This is a genomic window from Devosia sp. Root685, from assembly GCF_001427875.1.
Classification (GTDB): domain Bacteria; phylum Pseudomonadota; class Alphaproteobacteria; order Rhizobiales; family Devosiaceae; genus Devosia.
The window spans coordinates 95,920-115,051 of record NZ_LMHK01000002.1 but is presented as its reverse complement, the minus strand read 5'-3'; the positions used below and the strand labels follow the sequence as shown (position 1 = coordinate 115,051).

The 19,132-nt window shown below is 61.4% G+C and carries 14 protein-coding genes; 11 read left to right on the top strand and 3 right to left on the bottom strand.

The features are described 5' to 3' along the window. Positions 1 to 114 precede the first annotated feature (114 nt). From uraH to ASD83_RS09260, 11 genes are all read left to right on the top strand, one after another. Entirely contained in the window at positions 115 to 468 is a 354-nt protein-coding gene (gene uraH / locus ASD83_RS09310) for a hydroxyisourate hydrolase (protein WP_056310227.1), read from the top strand. 3 nt (positions 469 to 471) lie between these two features. Next, positions 472 to 1,938, top strand: a complete 1,467-nt coding sequence (gene xdhA, locus ASD83_RS09305) for a xanthine dehydrogenase small subunit (protein ID WP_056310225.1) — start codon at positions 472 to 474, stop codon at positions 1,936 to 1,938. Then, a complete protein-coding gene (gene xdhB / locus ASD83_RS09300; protein WP_056310224.1) occupies positions 1,938 to 4,268 on the top strand; it encodes a xanthine dehydrogenase molybdopterin binding subunit in 2,331 nt (776 codons plus the stop codon). The genes xdhA and xdhB overlap by 1 nt, the downstream gene beginning before the upstream one ends. 157 nt (positions 4,269 to 4,425) lie before the next feature. Further along, positions 4,426 to 5,286, top strand: a complete 861-nt coding sequence (gene xdhC / locus ASD83_RS09295; RefSeq protein WP_056310221.1) for a xanthine dehydrogenase accessory protein XdhC — start codon at positions 4,426 to 4,428, stop codon at positions 5,284 to 5,286. Position 5,287: 1 nt separating this feature from the next. Next, positions 5,288 to 6,805, top strand: coding sequence for an ABC transporter ATP-binding protein (locus ASD83_RS09290; protein WP_056310219.1), 1,518 nt, complete (start codon positions 5,288 to 5,290; stop codon positions 6,803 to 6,805). Next, entirely contained in the window at positions 6,802 to 7,887 is a 1,086-nt protein-coding gene (locus tag ASD83_RS09285) for an ABC transporter permease (RefSeq protein ID WP_244489132.1), read from the top strand. The genes ASD83_RS09290 and ASD83_RS09285 overlap by 4 nt, the downstream gene beginning before the upstream one ends. Further along, positions 7,887 to 8,807, top strand: coding sequence for an ABC transporter permease (locus tag ASD83_RS09280; RefSeq protein WP_056312251.1), 921 nt, complete (start codon positions 7,887 to 7,889; stop codon positions 8,805 to 8,807). Before ASD83_RS09285 ends, ASD83_RS09280 begins: the two co-directional genes overlap by 1 nt. A 55-nt stretch (positions 8,808 to 8,862) precedes the next feature. Beyond that, the gene (locus tag ASD83_RS09275; RefSeq protein ID WP_056310217.1) at positions 8,863 to 9,948 is read left to right on the top strand and encodes a BMP family ABC transporter substrate-binding protein; all 1,086 of its coding nucleotides are present in this window, start codon (positions 8,863 to 8,865) and stop codon (positions 9,946 to 9,948) included. Between the two features lie 71 nt (positions 9,949 to 10,019). After that, complete coding sequence (locus tag ASD83_RS09270; protein WP_056310215.1) at positions 10,020 to 11,246, top strand: urate hydroxylase PuuD; 1,227 nt, start codon at positions 10,020 to 10,022, stop codon at positions 11,244 to 11,246. Then, entirely contained in the window at positions 11,243 to 12,544 is a 1,302-nt protein-coding gene (gene guaD / locus ASD83_RS09265) for a guanine deaminase (protein WP_056310213.1), read from the top strand. Before ASD83_RS09270 ends, guaD begins: the two co-directional genes overlap by 4 nt. Before the next feature lie 57 nt (positions 12,545 to 12,601). Continuing rightward, positions 12,602 to 14,764, top strand: a complete 2,163-nt coding sequence (locus ASD83_RS09260; RefSeq protein WP_082561087.1) for a malate synthase G — start codon at positions 12,602 to 12,604, stop codon at positions 14,762 to 14,764. A 109-nt stretch (positions 14,765 to 14,873) separates the two neighbouring features. Here ASD83_RS09260 and ASD83_RS09255 read toward each other — a convergent pair whose 3' ends face one another. Genes ASD83_RS09255 through ade form a run of 3 tightly spaced genes read right to left on the bottom strand, consistent with a single transcriptional unit; the run spans position 14,874 to position 19,034 of the window. Next, positions 14,874 to 15,635, bottom strand: a complete 762-nt coding sequence (locus tag ASD83_RS09255) for a HugZ family protein (protein WP_056310208.1) — start codon at positions 15,633 to 15,635, stop codon at positions 14,874 to 14,876. Positions 15,636 to 15,692: 57 nt separating this feature from the next. Continuing rightward, complete coding sequence (locus tag ASD83_RS09250; RefSeq protein WP_056310206.1) at positions 15,693 to 17,321, bottom strand: CocE/NonD family hydrolase; 1,629 nt, start codon at positions 17,319 to 17,321, stop codon at positions 15,693 to 15,695. A gap of 3 nt (positions 17,322 to 17,324) precedes the next feature. Continuing rightward, complete coding sequence (gene ade / locus ASD83_RS09245; RefSeq protein WP_056310204.1) at positions 17,325 to 19,034, bottom strand: adenine deaminase; 1,710 nt, start codon at positions 19,032 to 19,034, stop codon at positions 17,325 to 17,327. Positions 19,035 to 19,132 lie beyond the last annotated feature (98 nt).

Sequence of the window (19,132 nt, the reverse complement as noted above, 5' to 3'; positions counted from 1 at the left end):
AATTTGAGAGTATCAAGAGCAGATTCACGGTTCTATGGTGCTGTCAGGGGAAACGAATTGCGCATGCTGCACCGAAACGGCCCCACGTTCGGACGGCATGCATAGGAGCAGCATATGGCCGGTGGACGCCTTACCACTCACGTTCTCGACACGATGGCGGGCAAGCCGGCGCGCGGCATGCGGCTTGAACTTCATTTTGTGCATGGCGACCACACGCATCACCTGGGCGATAGCTACACCAATGCTGATGGAAGGGCGGACCAACCACTACTGGGCGACGATCAGTTCCAGCTGGGTGAGTTTGAAATCCGCTTTCATGTCGGGCAATATTTCGAGCGGATCGGGGTCGAGATCGAGACGCCGTTCCTCGATGTGGTGCCGATCCGCTTCACCATTTCCGAGGACAAGCACTATCACGTGCCGTTGCTGGTCAGCCCCTTCGCCTACTCCACCTATCGGGGGAGCTGAGCCATGGTCGAGGTTGGAAATGCCATTCGGTTCCTCCTCAATGGCGAAGAGATTTCCCTCACCGATGTCGCGCCGGACCTGACGCTGCTCGACTGGTTGCGGCTGGAGCGGCGGTTGCGCGGCTCCAAGGAAGGCTGCGCAGAGGGTGATTGCGGGGCCTGCACCGTGCTGGTGGGACGGCTGTTTGGCGACGAGATCATTTATGACTCGGTGACGGCCTGTATCCGCTTCGTCGGGAGCCTGCATGGCACGCATGTCGTGACCATCGAACATCTGCGCGGCGAGAATGGTGCGTTGCATCCGGTGCAGCAGGCGATGGTGGATCACCATGGCTCGCAATGTGGGTTCTGCACACCGGGTTTTGTCATGAGCCTTTATGGGCTGTGGATGCGTAACCCCAGCCCAACGCGGCCCGCGATCGAGAAGGCGCTGCAGGGCAATCTTTGTCGCTGCACGGGATATGCGCCGATCATCCGCGCCGGTGAAACGATGGGCACTTATGGGCAGCCGCAGGGTGATGTGCTTTGGGCCGAACGGATCGCAGTCAAGGACAAGATCAAGGCGCTGAATGATGGCCGTCGCGTGGTCATCGGCGAGGGTGACCAGCAGATCATCATCCCGGCGAGCCTTGATGATTTTGCTGCGGTCTATGAAGCCAATCCGGATGCGCGGATCGTGGCCGGTTCGACGGATGTCGGGCTTTGGGTGACCAAATTCATGCGCAATATCGGGCCGGTGATTTTTATCGGCCATTTGCAGGAATTGAAGCGCATCGCTGAGAACGCCAGCGAAGTGCGGTTTTATGCCGGGGTTTCCTATTCGGAAGCGTTGCCGGTTATTGCGGCGAATTTTCCGCAGCTTGGAGAACTCTGGAACCGCATTGCTGGTGAGCAGATCCGTAATATGGGCACGATTGGCGGCAATATCGCCAATGGTTCGCCAATTGGGGATACGCCGCCGCCGTTCATTGCGCTGGGGGCAAAGCTCAGCTTGCGGCGGGGCGAGCATCGGCGCGAGATCAAGCTTGAGGACTACTTTGTCGCCTATGGCAAACAGGATCGGCAGCCGGGCGAGTTCGTCGAGAGCGTGACGCTGCCGCTGCTGCCGGCGGGCGAAAAGTTTGCCACCTACAAGATTTCCAAGCGCCGCGAGGAAGATATTTCGGCGCTATGCGGATCGTTCCGGGTTTTTGTCAGCGATGCCGGGATCGTCGGCATGGCGCGGATCGCTTTTGGTGGCATGGCGGCGACGCCGAAGCGGGCCAAGGCGGTTGAGGCGGCGCTGGTGGGCAAGCCTTGGACCATGGAAACCATCGAGGCGGCGTTGCCGGCCTTTGCTGAAGATTATCAGCCGATCAGCGATATGCGCGCCTCGGCGGACTATCGGCTGCTTACGGCGCAGAACCTTCTTAAGCGGTTCTTCCTCGATGTTTCGGGGCAGAATGTGCGGCTCAAGCGTGAGGTGGCGTGATGAACAAGCATGCTGCGCGCACCAGTCTGGCTGTGATGCACACCAATACGCGGCACGATAGCGGGCCGAAGCACGTCACGGGGACGGCTGAATATATCGACGATATGATCGAGCCGGTGGGCACGATGCATGCGTATCTTGGGCTTTCGACCACGCCGCACGCTGAGATTGCGGGCATGGACTTTTCGGCGGTGCTGGCGGCGCCTGGCGTGATTGGTGTGCTGACCAATGACGATGTGCCGGGCGTGCTGGATATCAGCTCGGCGCATATGCATGACGAGCCGGTTTTTGCCGATGGCGTGGTGCATTTCTGGGGGCAGCCGGTTTTTGCGGTGGTCGCGGAAACGCGGGACCAGGCGCGGCGTGCGGCGCATCTGGTCAAGATTGAATACAGGGATTTGTCGTTCCATACGGACGTGCGTTCGGCTCAGGCGGCCGGCGGAAAGCTGGTGACGCCGCCGCTCAAGCTTGAACGCGGCGATGTGAAGGCGGGGCTGGCCGGGGCGCCGCTCCGGGCCAGGGGCGCGATCACCATTGGCGGGCAGGATCACTTTTATCTCGAAGGGCAGATCGCCTTAGCGGTGCCGGGCGAGGATGAGGACGTTACGCTCTATTCGTCCACCCAGCATCCAAGCGAAATTCAGTTGATCGTCGCCCAGGCGCTGGGCATTCGGCACAATGCGGTGACGGTCAATGTGCGCCGGATGGGCGGCGGCTTTGGCGGCAAGGAAACGCAGGGGAACCTGTTTGCCGTGGTTGCGGCGCTGGCGGCCAAGAAGTGGAACCGGGCCTGCAAGATCAGGCCGGATCGCGACGACGATATGAGCGCGACCGGCAAGCGGCATGATTTTGTGGTCGATTATGATGTCGGCTATGACGAGAGCGGCAAAATCCATGCGGTGGATGCGGTCTATGGCGCGCGCGCGGGGTATTCGTCCGATCTTTCGGGGCCGGTGACGGATCGGGCGCTGTTTCACTGCGACAATGCCTATTGGTATCCGGCAGTGCGGGCGCGGTCTGAACCACTTTATACCAATACCGTCTCCAACACGGCCTTTCGTGGCTTTGGTGGGCCGCAGGGCATGGTGGGGGCCGAGCGCTGGATCGAGGATATAGCCTATGCGCTCGGTAAGGACCCGCTAGATATCCGCAAGGCCAATTTTTACGGTACCGATACCGACAATGTGACGCCGTATCATCAGGTGGTTGAGGACAATATCATCCATCGGATCGTGGATGAGCTGGAGGCGTCGGCAGACTATGCGGCGCGTCGTGCGGCTATTCTGGAGTTCAACAAAACCAGCGCCGTGCTCAAGAAGGGCATTTCGCTGACGCCGGTGAAGTTCGGGATTTCTTTCACGGCCACCTGGTACAATCAGGCGGGCGCGCTGGTGCATGTTTATAAGGATGGATCGATCCATCTTTCGCATGGCGGCACCGAGATGGGGCAGGGGCTCTATATCAAGGTTGCGCAGGTGGTGGCCGATGCGTTCGGGGTGAACCTCGACACGGTCAAGATCATGGCGACTTCTACGGGGAAGGTGCCGAATACCTCGGCGACGGCGGCGTCGTCGGGCTCCGATCTCAATGGCATGGCGGCTTATGACGCCTGCCGGCAGATCAAGGAGCGGCTGCTTGTTCATGCGGCCAAGCTTCATCAGGTGGAAGAAGCCGCGTGCGAATGGGTGCAGGGCGGTATTCAGGCCGGGCCGAAGTTTGTGCCATTTGCCGAGCTGGCGATGTCGGGTTTCATGAACCGAGTGCAGCTTTCGGCGGCGGGGTTTTATCAGACGCCGAAGATCCATTGGGACCGAGCGACGGGGCGCGGTCGTCCGTTCTATTATTTCTCGTATGGCGCTTCCGTCAGCGAAGTGACGATTGATACGCTGACGGGTGAGTACACTGTCGATCGCGTCGATATTTTGCATGATGTGGGTAAATCGCTGAATCCGGCTATCGACCTTGGCCAGGTGGAAGGTGCCTTCGTGCAGGGCATGGGTTGGTTGACGACGGAAGAGTTGGTTTGGGACGCCAAGGGGCAACTGCGGACGCACGCGCCTTCGACGTATAAAATCCCGCTCGCGAGTGACGTGCCGCCGATATTCAATGTGAAGCTGGCTGAGTGGTCGGTGAACAAGGAGCCGACGATCGGGCGTTCGAAGGCGGTCGGTGAGCCGCCGCTCATGCTGGCGATGAGTGTGCCGGAGGCGATCGGCATGGCGGTGGCGAGTGTGGCGGAATACAAAATCGCGCCGCAGCTGGATATGCCGGTGACGCCCGAGCGGGTGTTGATGGGTGTCGAGCGGCTGAAGAAGGAGGCGCGGGGGTGAGATTGGTGCTTTTGGCCCCACCCCCTCCCAACCTCCCCCATCAAGGGGGAGGTGCCGCATCGAGTTTGTGGCACGATCCAGTTTTGACCACTGTCCTTCACCTCCCCCTTGATGGGGGAGGTCGGGAGGGGGGGACCACGGCAGGCGAGGTGCCAAAATGACTACCGCCGCCACCCTCGAAACCTTCCTCGCTGCCAATTCCGACGTCATCGCTTGCGAGTTGACCTCTGTCCGTGGCTCGTCGCCGCGCGAGGAAGGCACGTTCATGCTGGTGGCGCTGGGGGCGATTTTCGGGACGATTGGGGGTGGCGCGCTTGAATATATGGTCATCGACCATGCGCGACGGTTGATTGCCGAGGGGCGGGCTGAGGCGGCGATGGATGTGCCGCTGGGGCCGGAGATCGGGCAGTGTTGCGGCGGGCGGGTGAAGGTTGGTCTACGCTACGCCGATGCAGTCATTCGCCGTGATCTTATGGCGCGAGTGGAGGCCGAGGTGGCATCCACTCCGCAGGTCTATGTCTTCGGGGCGGGGCATGTCGGGCGGGCGCTGGCGCAGATATTGTCTGTGTTGCCGGTGCGGATGGAAGTGATCGATACGCGGCAGGACGAGCTTGACCAGCTGCCGCCGGGGATTGCGCACCGGCGCGTTGCCATGCCCGAGGCCGTGGTGCGGTCGGCGCCCGAGGGCAGTTCTTTCCTCATCATGACGCATGACCATGCGCTCGATTTTCTTATTGCCGCAGAAGCGCTGAACCGTCTCGACAGTCCTTATGTCGGCATGGTTGGTTCGAAGACGAAGCGCGCCAAGTTTGCGAGCTGGTTTGTGGAGCAAGGGGGCGACAAGGCGCTGTTGTCGCGGCTGGTCTTACCTATTGGGGCGCAAGGGCTTGGGGATAAACGGCCATCGGTTATTGCAGTACTAGCGGCGGCTGAAGTTATGGTCCAGATTGGGGAACGGGAAGCATCGAACGGGCGCACGCCCACCCCCGGAAAGCAGGGGGTGGCGAGTGGATTTTGATATGCCCAATCGGCTCGAACTGACCGGCATTACCAAGCAATTCCCGGGCGTTCTGGCCAATGACCATGTGTCATTTGCGGTAAAACCCGGCGAGATCCACGCGCTTCTCGGCGAAAACGGCGCCGGCAAATCCACCCTCGTCAAAATGATCTACGGCATCATGCAGCCCGATGCCGGTGAAATCCGCTGGAATGGTGAGCCTGTCGTGGTGGCCAATCCCAAAGCCGCGCGCAAACTCGGCATCGGCATGGTGTTCCAGCATTTTTCGCTGTTCGAAGCGCTGACGGTGCTCGAAAATATCGCGCTCGGCATGGATGCGAAAATTCCGTCTCGCGAACTTGAGAGCCGTATCCGCGCGGTCATGGAGACCTATGGGCTGGCGCTCGATCCACACCGGACGGTGGCGACGCTTTCGGTAGGCGAGCGGCAGCGCATCGAAATCGTGCGGGCTTTGCTGCTCGATCCGCAGCTTCTCATCATGGATGAGCCGACGTCGGTACTGACGCCGCAGGAGGTGGAGCAGCTTTTTACGGTTTTGCGCACGCTCGCGGCCGAGGGATGTTCGATCCTCTATATTTCGCACAAGCTGCATGAAATCAAAGCCTTGTGCGACACGGCGACCATTTTGCGTGGTGGCAAGCTGGTGGATACGTGCGATCCGAAGCAGGAGACCAGCCGCTCCATGGCCGAGAAGATGATCGGCACGGGGCTGAAGGATATTGTCAAGGCGGAGGGCGGAGCCTTTGGGCCGCCGAAGTTGGTGGTGAATAGGCTATCGACGATCAAGACCGGGCATTTCGATGTGGCCGTCGACGATGTTAGTTTTACGGTGCGGGCCGGCGAAATTTTGGGCGTGGCAGGCGTCGCCGGCAATGGCCAGAACGCGCTGCTCGATGCGCTGTCAGGCGAGCTGATCGGCGATGACCGCGAGGCCATCACCATCGACGGTTTTGGCATTGGCATGATGAATACGACACAGCGCCGCAAGCAGGGCCTTTGCGCCGTGCCGGAAGAGCGCAATGGCCATGCGGCGGTGGGCGATTTCTCGCTCTCGGACAATTCCGTGCTGACGGCGCGCGACCGGCTCGGCATGGTGGTGCTGGGGCTGATCAATTCGGGCGCGGCAAAAACCTATACGGGCAAGGTGATTGCGGATTTTGCGGTGAAGGCGCTGGGGCCGGCTTCTACCGCCGGGTCGCTGTCGGGTGGGAACCTGCAAAAATACATTATGGGCCGCGAAATCCTGCAGAAGCCGAGTGTGCTGGTGGTCAGCCAACCGACCTGGGGCGTCGATGCCGGTGCGGCGGCGGCTATTCATCAGGCGCTGGTCGATCTGGCGGCGGCGGGTTCGGCTATTGTGGTCATCAGCCAGGATCTCGACGAGCTGCGGGCGCTTTGCGACACGCTGGCGGTCATCAATATGGGGCGCCTCAGCGCGACCCGGCCGGTGAAGGATTTCAGCGTGGAAGAAATTGGGCTGCTGATGGGCGGCGTTCACGGTTCGATGGAGACCGCATGATGCGCTTCCGGCTCGAAAAGCGTCCAGAACCCTCCAAACTGATGCTCTATGGCACCCCGGTCGCGGCCGTGGTGCTGACCATGATCCTCGGCTGCCTGCTGTTTTCGGCCATTGGCTACAATGGCCTGCGCGCCGTGCAGGAAATCTTCTTCACGCCGTTGACCAATCCCTACAAATGGCAGGACCTCGGGATCAAGGCGGCGCCGCTGATCATCATCGGGACGGGCCTGTCGGTCGCCTATCGCGCCAATGTCTGGAATATCGGTGCCGAAGGGCAGTATATTATCGGGGCGCTGGCGGCGACCGGTGTGGCTCTCTTCACCTGGGGCATGTCGGGCTGGTGGATCCTGCCGCTCATGGCCATTGCCGGCATGGTGGGGGGCATGGCCTATGCCTCCATTCCGGCCTTTCTCAAGACGCGGTTGAACGTCAACGAAATCCTGACCAGCCTGATGCTGACCTATGCGTCGGTGCAGGTGATCTACTATCTTATCCGCGGTCCGTGGAAGGATCCGATGGGCATCGGCTTTCCGCAATCGCGGCTCTTTTCCGAAGCGGCGCGGCTGCCCAATATCATTCCCGGCACCATCGTGCATCTGGGTGTGCCGATTGCCGTGATCGTGGCGCTGATCGCCTGGTTCGTGATGAGCAAAACCGTGTTCGGATACCGCATGCGGGTCGTTGGTGCAGCGCCGCATGCGGCGCGCTATGGCGGCTTTTCCGAGAACAAGACCATTTGGCTCGCCATGCTGGTCAGCGGTGGGCTGGCGGGTCTCGCCGGCATGCTGGAAGTGGCCGGGCCGTTCCAGCGGATGGTGCCGGGCTTTCCGACCAATTACGGCTTTACCGCCATTATCGTCGCCTTCCTCGGGCGGCTCAATCCGCTGGGGGTGATTGTGGCCGGCGTGGTGCTGGCGATCACGTTCGTTGGCGGGCAGGTGGCGCAGACGACCATTGGCCTGCCTGACGAAGCCACGGGCATTTTCCAGGCGATGATGCTCTTTCTGCTGCTTGCCGGCGATATTCTGGTGCGTTATCGCATTCGCCGCATCAGCCCTGAAGCCAGCGCGGGAGCGGCATGATGGATCTGACGATCGCCATTCTCGTCACCGTTGTCGGTGCCTCGACTCCCATTCTTATTGCGGCCTTGGGCGAACTGGTTGTCGAGCGCTCTGGGGTGCTCAATCTCGGTGTCGAAGGCATGATGCTGCTGGGGGCAATTGCCGGCTTCGTGGTGCAGTTTCATACCGGCAATCACTACCTCGCCCTGATCTGCGGGGCGGGTGCGGGTATGGCGGCGTCGCTGATCTTTGGGTTTCTTACCCTCTCGCTGTCGGCAAACCAGACCGCCACCGGCCTGGCGCTGACCATTTTCGGCACCGGCTTTTCGGCGCTGGCGGGGGCGTCCTATTCGGCGCGGCCGGTGTCGCTGATGTCGCCGATCTTTCCGGAGTTGGCGGCGCATCCGGTGTTGCGCGTGCTTTTCGGCTATTCGTTTCCGGCCTATTTCGCCATTTTCATGGTCTTTGCCATCTGGTTTTTCCTCAAGAAGACCCGTGCGGGTCTGATCCTGCGGGCCGTGGGCGAGAACGATCTTTCGGCGCATTCGATCGGCTATTCGGTGGTCAAGGTGCGCTACTTTGCGGTGATGTTCGGCGGGGCCATGGCCGGCATTGCGGGGGCATGCTTTCCGCTGACGCTCACGCCGCAATGGGCTGAGGGGATGACGGCCGGGCGCGGCTGGATCGCCGTTGCGCTCGTGGTCTTTGCGTCATGGCGGCCGTTCCGTCTGCTGGGCGGGGCCTATCTCTTTGGTCTCGTGATGACCATGGAGCTCTATGCCAAGGCCGGCGGCGGGCCGCTGTCGGCTATTCCGTCAGAACTCTGGGCCGCTTTGCCCTACATCGCTACCATCGTCGTGCTGGTGCTGATTTCGCTCCGGCGCGATGCGTCTACCAATGCACCGGCCTGCCTCGGCAAGCCGTTTATGCCCAGCAATTGAGGCGGCGTTCAATGACCGCCTCATGCAATCGGAACGTCAGTCAGGAGAAACAAATATGACTCTATCCCGTCGTGGATTTATCAAGGTCGGTGGCGCCGCCATGACCCTGCCGCTGCTCGGCGGCACCGCTTTCGGCCAGGCCGAAAAGCTCAAGATCGGCTTCATCTATGTCGGCTCGATCAACGACAATGGCTATAACTACGCGCACAATCAGGGCCGCCTCTATGTCGAGGAAAACCTCGGCGATGCGGTTGAGACCATGTTCGTCGAAAACGTGCCGGAAGGCCCGGACTGCGAACGCGTCGTGCGTGAACTGGCCCAGCAGGGCTGCAAGCTGATCTTCGCAACCAGCTTCGGCTTTGGCGACTCGGTGATCAAGGTCGCGCCGGAATTCCCTGACGTCGCCTTCGAGCACGCCACCGGCTACATGAAGGCCGACAATGTGGGCCTCTACAATGCCCGCTTCTACGAAGGCCGCGCCGTTTGCGGCGTGATCGCCGGCCACATGTCCAAGACCGCCAAGGCTGGTTACATCGGCTCCTTCCCGATCCCGGAAGTGGTGATGGGTATCAACTCCTTCGTGCTCGCCGCACGTCAGGTGAACCCAGAATTCACCATCACCCCGGTCTATATCTCGACCTGGAACGACCCGGCCAAGGAAGCTGACGCTGCCCGTGCCATGATCGATCAGGGCATCGACATCGTTGCCCAGCACACTGACGGTCCAGCCGCCCTGCAGGTTGCTGCTGAGCGTGGCATCGTGGGTGGTTTCGGTCAGGGTGCCGACATGTCGGCCTTTGCTCCGGAAACCCAGCTGACCGCCATCATCGACCACTGGGGTCCGCATTACCTGGCTTCTGCCAAGGCGGTGATTGCCGGTACCTGGGCTCCTGGCGATACCTGGGAAGGTCTCAAGGAAGACGTGGTCCAGATGGGCCCCTACAACGCCAAGGTTCCGGCCGATGTCGTCACCGCTGCTGAGGCCATGCGCACTGGTCAGATCGATGGTTCCGTGCACATTTTCACCGGCCCGATCAACGATCACACCGGCACCGAGCGCGTCGCTGCCGGCGTCACCATGACCGATGGCGAGCTGCTCAGCATGGACTGGTATGTCGAAGGCGTCATTCCGCCCGCCTGATTTTGATTGGACTTCTGATCTTTGGGGGCGGGCTCACGCCCGCCCCTTTTTACGACTGAGAGGACGGGGCGATGGGCGATCTGGCAATTTTCTACGAATGGCTGATGTTTGCCGTGCGCTGGCTGCATGTGATCACGGCCATCGCCTGGATCGGTTCGTCGTTCTATTTCATCGCGCTTGATCTGGGATTGCGCAAGACTCCGAGCCTGCCGCCGCTTGCCTATGGCGAGGAATGGCAGGTGCATGGCGGCGGGTTTTATCACATCAACAAATATCTCGTGGCGCCGGAATTTCTTCCGGAGCACCTGACCTGGTTCAAGTGGGAGAGCTACTGGACCTGGATAAGCGGCGCCATGCTGCTGGCGCTGATTTATTATGTCGGTGCGGACCTCTATCTCGTTGATCGCAATGTGCTCGATATTCCAAGCTGGGGGGCGATCCTGCTCTCCGTTGGCTCCATTGTCTTGGGCTGGGTGCTCTACGACGCGCTGTGCAAATCGCCGATTGGACAATCCACCACCGGCTTGATGCTGGTGCTGTTCGCCATTCTGGTAGCGGCGAGCTGGGGCTATACGCAGCTGTTCACCGGCCGCGCGGCCATGCTGCATATGGGCGCGTTTACCGCGACCATCATGGCGGCGAACGTGGCCATGATCATCATTCCCAACCAGAAAATCGTGGTGGGCGATCTCAAGGCGGGCAAGGTGCCCGATGCCAAATATGGCAAGATCGCCAAGCAGCGCTCGCTGCATAACAACTATCTGACGCTGCCCGTCATTTTCTTCATGCTCTCGTCCCACTATCCGCTGGCCTTTGCCACGCAGTGGAACTGGATCATCGCCTCGCTGATCTTTCTCGTCGGCGTGGTCATCCGGCATTATTTCAACACGCGCCATGCGCGGAAGGGTAACCCGCACTGGACCTGGGGCGTAGCGGTGATCCTGTTTTTGGTGATCGCGTGGCTCTCCACGGCGCCGAAATTGCCGGGCTTTGATACGGAAACGCTGGCCAGCGCGACGGGCGAACGGTTCATGGCGACGGAGCATTTTGCGTCGGCCAGCCTGACTGTGCAGACCCGCTGTGCCATGTGCCACACGGCGGAACCGGCATGGCCGGGTGTGTTCGAGGCGCCCAAAAATGTCATTCTTGATAATGACGTGGCCATCGCAAACCACGCCAAGGATATTGCCATGCAGGCGGGCTACGCCCATGCCATGCCGCCGGGTAATGTGACCGAAATGACGGCAGAAGAGCGGGCGCTGCTGGTCGAGTGGTTCCGCGAGGGTTCGCGCTCATGAGCCGCACGATCCTGCGTGGTCGCGTGCTGAGTTTTTCGCGCGCGCCGGAAAGTATCGAGGATAGCGAGAGCTATCTTTATCTCGAAGATGGCGCGGTCAGCATCGAAAATGGCGTCATCACCGCCGTTGGGGATTTTGCCGAAGCGGACCGGACAGACGCGGTGGTGATCGACCATCGGCCGAACCTGATCATGGCCGGGTTCATCGATATGCATCTGCACTATGTGCAGAGCCAGATGATGGCCTCCTATGCCGGTTCGCTGCTCGAATGGCTCAATACGTACACGTTTGTGGAGGAGCAGAAGTTTGCCCAGCAGGGGCATGCCGATGCCGTTGCCATGGATTTTTATGACGCGCTGATCCGGCATGGGACGACGACGGCGGTCGCGTATTGTTCGAGCCATCCGCGGTCGGTGGATGCCTTCTTTGCCGAGGCGCAGCGGCGCAATATGCTGATGGTCGGCGGCAAGGTGATGATGGATCGCAATGCGCCGGACGATCTGCTGGATACGGCGCAATCGAGCTATGACGATACCAAGGCGCTGATCGCCCGCTGGCACAAAAGGGGCAGGGGCCTTTATGCCATCTCGCCGCGTTTTGCCATTACCTCGACGCAAGAGCAGATGGAGATGGCGCAGGCGCTGGTAGCCGAGCATGGCGATTGCCACGTACAAACCCATCTCAGCGAGAACGACGCCGAGATTTCTTATTCCATGGAACTCTATCCCGATGCGCCGGACTATACGGGCATCTATGAGCGCTACGGTCTGCTTACGGAACGGACGCTGCTCGGACACTCGATCCACCTCAACCATCGCGAGACGGCGGCCATTGCCAATGCCGGTTCGGTAGCGGTGTTTTGTCCGACATCGAATCTGTTTCTGGGTTCGGGGCTTTTTGATCGCGACCGGATGCTCAAGCACGGGGTGCGGATCGGGCTGGCAACGGACATTGGCGCGGGCACCAGTTTCTCCATGCTCAAGACTATGGACGAGGCCTTTAAGGTGCTGCAGCTGCGCGGGCAGCGGTTCAATCCGCTCGCTTCATTTCACCTTGCGACCCGCGGCAATGCCGAAGCACTTGGCCTCGCCGATACCATCGGCAGCGTGGCGCCGGGGCGGGCGGCGGATCTCGTCGTGCTCGATGCGCGGGCGACGCCGACCATGCGGATGCGCATGGGAACGGTCGAAACGCTGGTCGAGGAATTGTTCCTTCTGCAGACGCTTGGCGACGACCGGGCGATTGCCGAGGTCTATGTGGCTGGCGCAAGGGCGAAGTCTACTTTAGGCGGGTTGTGAGGCAGAGCGCGATGGCCTAAAGCTGTCGCCAAACTGTTGTCTTGCGAGGTATTTGGCATGAGCGACTATCTGACGAAATCCGGTCTTTCAGTGCATCCCCTGCTGGTGGATTTCGTAGAAAAAGAAGCGCTCAAAGGTCTCGCCGTATCCGCAGACCAGTTTTGGACCGGTTTTGCCGCTCTGCTGCGCGAGCACGTGCCGACCAATGCGCGGCTGCTCGCCCGCCGCGACGATCTGCAGAGCCAGATCGACGAGTGGCACCACAAATACGGCCCGGTCACCAACAATCCGCAGGGCTATGAGTTCTTCCTCAGGGAGATCGGCTATCTCGTTGCCGAACCGGGTGATTTTACCATCGAGACAGAAAATCTCGATCCCGAGATTTCGAGCCTTTGCGGCCCGCAGCTGGTCGTGCCGGTTTCCAATGCGCGTTATGCCCTGAACGCTGCCAATGCGCGCTGGGGCAGCCTCTATGATGCGCTCTATGGCACCGATGCGATTTCGCGCGATGGCGATCTGGCGCCGGGCAAAGGTTTTAATCCGGCTCGCGGCGCTGCCGTTGTTGCGCGTGCGGCGCAATTCTTGGATGAGAGTTTTCCGCTGGCGACCGGCAGCCATGCCGAGGTCACGGGCTATCATGTGGTCAAGGATGGTGAAGGGCGTCACCTGCAGGTCGATACTGCAGCGGGCCGCACGGGCCTGCGTGATCCATCGGCTTTTGTGGGCTATGGCGGGACCGAAGACAGCGGCGAGCTGGTGTTGCGCCACAATGGGCTTCATGCCGTTCTCGTTATCGACCCCAAGAGCCCGATCGGTTCGACGCACAAGGCGGGGCTGTCCGATGTCATCGTCGAGTCGGCGCTGACGACTATTCAGGATTGCGAAGACTCGGTTGCGGCCGTCGATGCCGAGGACAAGGTCGGCGTTTATCGCAACTGGCTGGGTCTCAATGACGGCTCGCTGCAGGATACGTTTGAGAAGGGCGGCCAGACGGTTACGCGCCGGCTTAAGGCCGACCGCACCTATAAGGACGTCAACGGCCAACCGCTGGTGCTCAAGGGGCGCTCGCTGCTGCTGGTGCGCAATGTCGGACACCTGATGACCACCGATGCGGTGCTGCTCGATGGCAAGCCTGTCGGCGAAGGGTTGATGGACGCCGCGGTGACGGCGCTTTGCGCCTTGCACGACAAGGGCAATAATTCGCGCACCGGCTCGATCTATGTCGTGAAGCCCAAGATGCATGGGCCGGAAGAAGTGGCATTTGCTTGCGCCATCTTCGCCTCAGTCGAAGGCTTTTTGGGTCTCAAGCCGAATACGATCAAGATCGGCATCATGGACGAAGAGCGCCGCACCTCGGCCAATCTCAAGGCGGCGATCTATGAAGCGCGGGAGCGCGTGTTTTTCATCAATACCGGCTTCCTTGATCGCACCGGCGACGAAATTCATACCTCGATGGAAGCCGGCGCCGTGCTGCGCAAGGACGAGATCAAGTCCGAGCGCTGGATCAGCTCGTATGAAGATCGCAATGTGCTGATCGGGCTTGCCTGCGGGTTCTCGGGCAAAGCGCAGATCGGCAAGGGCATGTGGGCGCGGCCGGATGATATGGCGGCGATGATGGACGCCAAAATCGGTCACCCGAATGCTGGCGCGAATACCGCCTGGGTACCCTCGCCAACCGCGGCGACGCTGCATGCGCTGCACTATCATCAGGTGGATGTGTTCGAGGCGCAGACGCGCCGCCACAACCAGCCCGTGCCGGGGCTTGCCGATCTCTTCTCGATGCCGGTTCAGGCGCCCTATGCGCTGAGCCGCGAAGAGATTACGCGCGAACTTGAGAACAATGCCCAGGGTATTTTGGGCTATGTGGTGCGCTGGGTGCAACAGGGCGTGGGCTGTTCCAAAGTGCCCGATATCAACAATGTCGGGCTGATGGAGGATCGCGCCACGTGCCGTATTTCCTCCCAGGCGGTGGCCAATTGGCTGCGCCATGGTCTGGTCAGTCGTGACGAGGTGACGTCCACCTTCGAGCGGATGGCGGTGATCGTCGATCAGCAGAACGAGGGCGATCCGATCTATCGGCCGATGTCGGAGAATTATCAGTCGGTGGCTTTCCAGGCGGCGCTGGATCTTGCGCTCAAGGGTGCGGACCAGCCGAGCGGCTATACCGAGCCGCTGCTGCATGCCGCGCGGCGCAAGGTGAAGGCGCGCGAGGCGAAGTAGGAACCCCCACCTAGCCTCCCCCTGGTAGGGGGAGGGACATATTGAGTTTGACGAGGCCTTTGGGAGCCACTGAAAGACCCCTCCCAGGGGGAGGCTGGGTGGGGGTTCTTCAAACCTCCATAAATGCCACCCGCGCGGCGCGGGCCATCTGGACGAGCACCACGTGCATGTCCTGCGGCATGGTGATGGGCTTTTCAAAGAAGATGCGTCTGGTGTCGTCGCCATTGGCGATGTCGATGCCTTCGGCGTCGATGCCGGTGAGGACCCATTTGCCGCCGGGCGCCTTGGCGTAGTGGCGGGCATAGAGATCGATAGCCTCGAAATGGTCTTCGTTCATATGCTCGAGGGCATTGCCTTCGGCCGCAGCGAGGGCTGGATCGCCATTAGAGAGCAGGTCGGAGGCGGTCAGGGCGAAAGCCTTGCCGAAGCCGCCATTGAGGCTGGCGGAGCGCGGTTCAAGGCGAACGAAGCGGAAGTCGCCGAGTTCGGCATAGAGTTTTGCCTTGGGCTGGTGGGCCAGATAGCGAGCCGCGATGCGTTGGCTATCGGGGTTGTCGCGCTCGAGGATTTTTGCTTCGGCGGCGATCGAAATGCGGGGGTGAGCCAAGGGATCGCCCTTGCCGGTTTCGCCGAGGAGGAGCGAGCAGCGGCCGTCGGCTTTGAGGGCCGGGAAGTGTGCGGCGAGGCCGGAAATCAGCAGGACCGGGGCGCCGTCGAAATCGGTCGAGACGCCGACGCGCGTCACCTGCGGTGCGCCGGTCTGCGGATCGAGCGTTGCCAGCGCGCCATAGCGGGTCGCGCGAACGAGGGTTTTTGCCTGGCGCCGGGCTTCGTCGCTGGTCGGTTGCAATACGGACTTTTCTTCCGCCATGGTCGGGCTCCTCAAGTGCTTCAGCGGCACTAAGGGATTAAATGCTGATCGTCAATGTCAGATTAATTCGTGAGTCGGCAGGGTGATGCCTGTGCCCTCGTGGAGGATCTCTATGTCATTGGCGAGGAGCGTCGTGGCCGTGCTGATGGGCTCCCCGGTGCCGGGATTGCGCGCGTAGCGCGGATGGGCGCCGGAGGCGATCAGGAGGCGCAGGCGGTGGCCGGGAAGGAAGCTGTGAGCCGTGGCGTGGAGGGGGAAGTGGAGAGTCCAGCTGCCGTCGGCCTCGGTGCTGGTTTCAGGCGTTACGCGGAGGAGGCCATCGCAGATATTGGTGGAGATGCCGTCGGGGCCGACATCGGAGAGGCGCACGAAGAAGTCGGCATACGGCAGGCTGGCGCGGGCGCGGAGGCGTATCTGGCACTGGCCGATGATGGTCAGGGATTTGAGGAGTGTGGGGCCGGTATAGGTGAGGACGTCGGGGCGGCTTTCGAGCGGCGCATTGTCCTGGGCGCCAGCGCCGGTAAAGGCGAAGATGGCGCCGCCGAGATTGGGTGTCGGGTCATTGGGGTCGTAGCGATAGCTATCGCTGCCGGTGCTGGACGGGCCGCTCTCCACCAGTTGCCGGTCCGGGCCGATACTCAGGTTGATCGGCGCAGGCGGGCCCGGGGGATAGTGGCCGAATTCATGCCATTCATTTCGCCCCGAAATGTGGATGCGGATCGGGTTTTTGCGTAGGCCTGAGGCATCGCCCAGCAGCTTGGCGCGCATCCAGAGCAGCGTCTCGCGCAGGTTGTCGCGCTGCAATTCCTCGGCGATGTGAAACCAGGTGCCGATGGTGAGATATGGTTGGTGGCCGAGTTCCACCAGCCGTTGATAGTCGGCAAGGAGGGGATCGAGCATGAAATCGTACCAGCCCGAGATGAAGTGCACGGGCGGTGTGGTCTTTGACAGGCGATGGCTGTGGTCTATCTCTTTCCAGAAATCGTCATTGCCGATGGCATGCGTGAACCAGTAGCGCCAGAAGCCGATCTTGTGGCCCACGGCGATCTTGTCGGCTTCGATTACTGGCAGGACGGCGGCAGCGCGATCGGTGCGGCGTTCGATATCGCCCGAGAACATGCGGGCGGCGGTGGCCAGCGGACGGCTGCGCAGGCCTTCGATGACTTGCACCCAACTCAGCCAGAGATTGAGATGGAAGGCTCCGGAGGGAAAGACGACGGGGCGGAAGTTTGAGGTCGTGACTTTGGTTGCCATGGCGGCCACCGGGGGCAGGGCGTCGGAAATGGCCCATTGGGCATAGCCGAGATAGCTGGGGCCGGTGAGGCCGATGCGCCCGTCGAACCAGGGCTGCTCCTTGATCCATTTGAGCGTCGCCAGGCCATCGGCGCGTTCTTTGGCAAAGGGGTCGAACTCGCCGCCCGAGCGCTCGGTGCCGCGGCAAGCCTGTATGACGACGTGAAAACCACGCTCGGCATAGGCTTCGCAAATGGCGCTGAAACCGCGCCTGCCATAGGGCAGGCGCATCAGGATGGTCGGGTGTGGACCATCGGCCCGGGGCGCATAGTGGTCGGTCTTGAGGACGACGCCATCATCCATCGTGAGGGATAGTCCGCGCGTTTTCGTTACGCCATTGAGCCGAGGCGGCAGGTCTTCGACCCAGGCGAGATAGAGCGAGGACAGGCTCATCGGTCAGCTCACGAAATCGAATTTATCGACGTCGAAAAGGCCGCGATCGGTCATCTTGAGATGTGGGATGACTGGCAATGCGAGGAAGGCGACCTGCAGGAAGGGTTCGGGCAGGATGCAATCGAGCGCCTTGGCGGCGTCGCGCAGGTGGTGGAGGTCGTGGGCGACATCCTCGAAGCTTTTGAGGCTCATGAGGCCGGCGATGGGGAGGGCCAGTTCGGCTGTTACTTTGCCGCCATCCGCAACGGCAAAGCCGCCGCCCAGCTCTATCAGGCGATTGACGGCGACGGCCATGTCTTCGTCGGTGGCGCCAACCACGGTGATGTTGTGGCTGTCGTGGCCGACCGAGGAGGCGATGGCGCCGCGCTTGAGGCCGAAACCGGTGACGAAGGAGCGGCCGATATTGCCGTTCTTGCCGTGGCGTTCGATGACGGCGACTTTGATGACATCTGCGTCGGTGTCGGGCTGCAGGCCTTTTTCGGTCGAGGCGAGGCTGGCTTCTTCGCGGAAGGTCAGGATGAGGCCGGGTTTTACCCCGATGACCGGGACGCGGTTCTGGCCGGGTTTGGGCTCGGTGATGAAAGCCTCGGCGGTAACGGGTTTTGCTTTGACGGAGTGGAGGCCGACTGGGGCGACGGTGCTGCGGGTTTCGAACAGCTCGGGCGTTACGATACGGCCTGCCGCGATGACATCGGAGACGCGGCAATCTTCGAGGCTATCGACAACCGCGATATCGGCACGCCAGCCGGGACCGAGCAGGCCGCGATCCCTGAGGCCGAAGATGCGGGCGGCCGAGTGGCTGGCGGCGCGATAGACGTGGTGCAGCGGCCGTCCCATGGCGATCAGACGCCGGATTGAACTGTCGAGATGGCCTTCCTCGGCAATGTCGAGCGGATTGCGGTCATCGGTGCAGAGCGCGACGAAGGCCGAAGTGTTCTCGTCGAGAATTTCGGCCAGCGCTTGCAGGTCTTTCGAAACCGAACCCTCGCGGATGAGGATGGCCATGCCCTTGGCGAGTTTTTCGCGCGCCTCAGCGGCGCTGGTGGCTTCGTGGTCGGTGCGGATGCCGGCGGCGAGGTAGCCGTTGAGGCCCTGGCCGAGAAGGAGTGGCGCGTGGCCGTCGACATGGCCGTCCTGGAAGGCCACGAGTTTGGCGAGAATTCCGGGATCGGCGTTGAGCACGCCCGGAAAATTCATCATTTCCGCCAGGCCCAGCACTTTGGGGTGGCTGCGGAAGGGGAGAAGGTCTTCCACCTCCAGCTGGGCGCCCGCTGTTTCGAAGGGTGTTGCCGGGACGCAGGAGGAGAGGTTGACCCGCACATCCATGATGGTGCGTTCGGCACTGTCGAGGAAATAGCGGATGCCCTCGGCCCCCAGCACATTGGCGATTTCGTGGGGGTCGCAAAGGACGGTGGTGACGCCGTGCGGCAGCACGCAACGGTCGAATTCGAGTGGGGTCACCAGCGAGGATTCGATGTGGAGATGGGTGTCGATGAAGCCGGGCACGGCGAAGCGGCCGCTGCCGTCGATCTCGGTCTTGCCCTCATAGCGCGCATGGGTGCCGACGATACGGTCGGCGACGATTGCGATGTCGGTAATCGTGACTGCGCCGGTGATGACGTCGACCATGCCCACATTACGGATGACGAGATCCGCCGGTTCCTTGCCCTGTCCGGCCATGATCATGCGGGTAAGGAGGGCGGAGGGGGTCATATCTGCGGACTCTGGGCTGAACATGCCGGAAAGTCGGTCGCTCCGCTCGCTGCGTCAAGCCCCCACCAAGGAACCCTGCCTATCGACAGGCGTTGGAT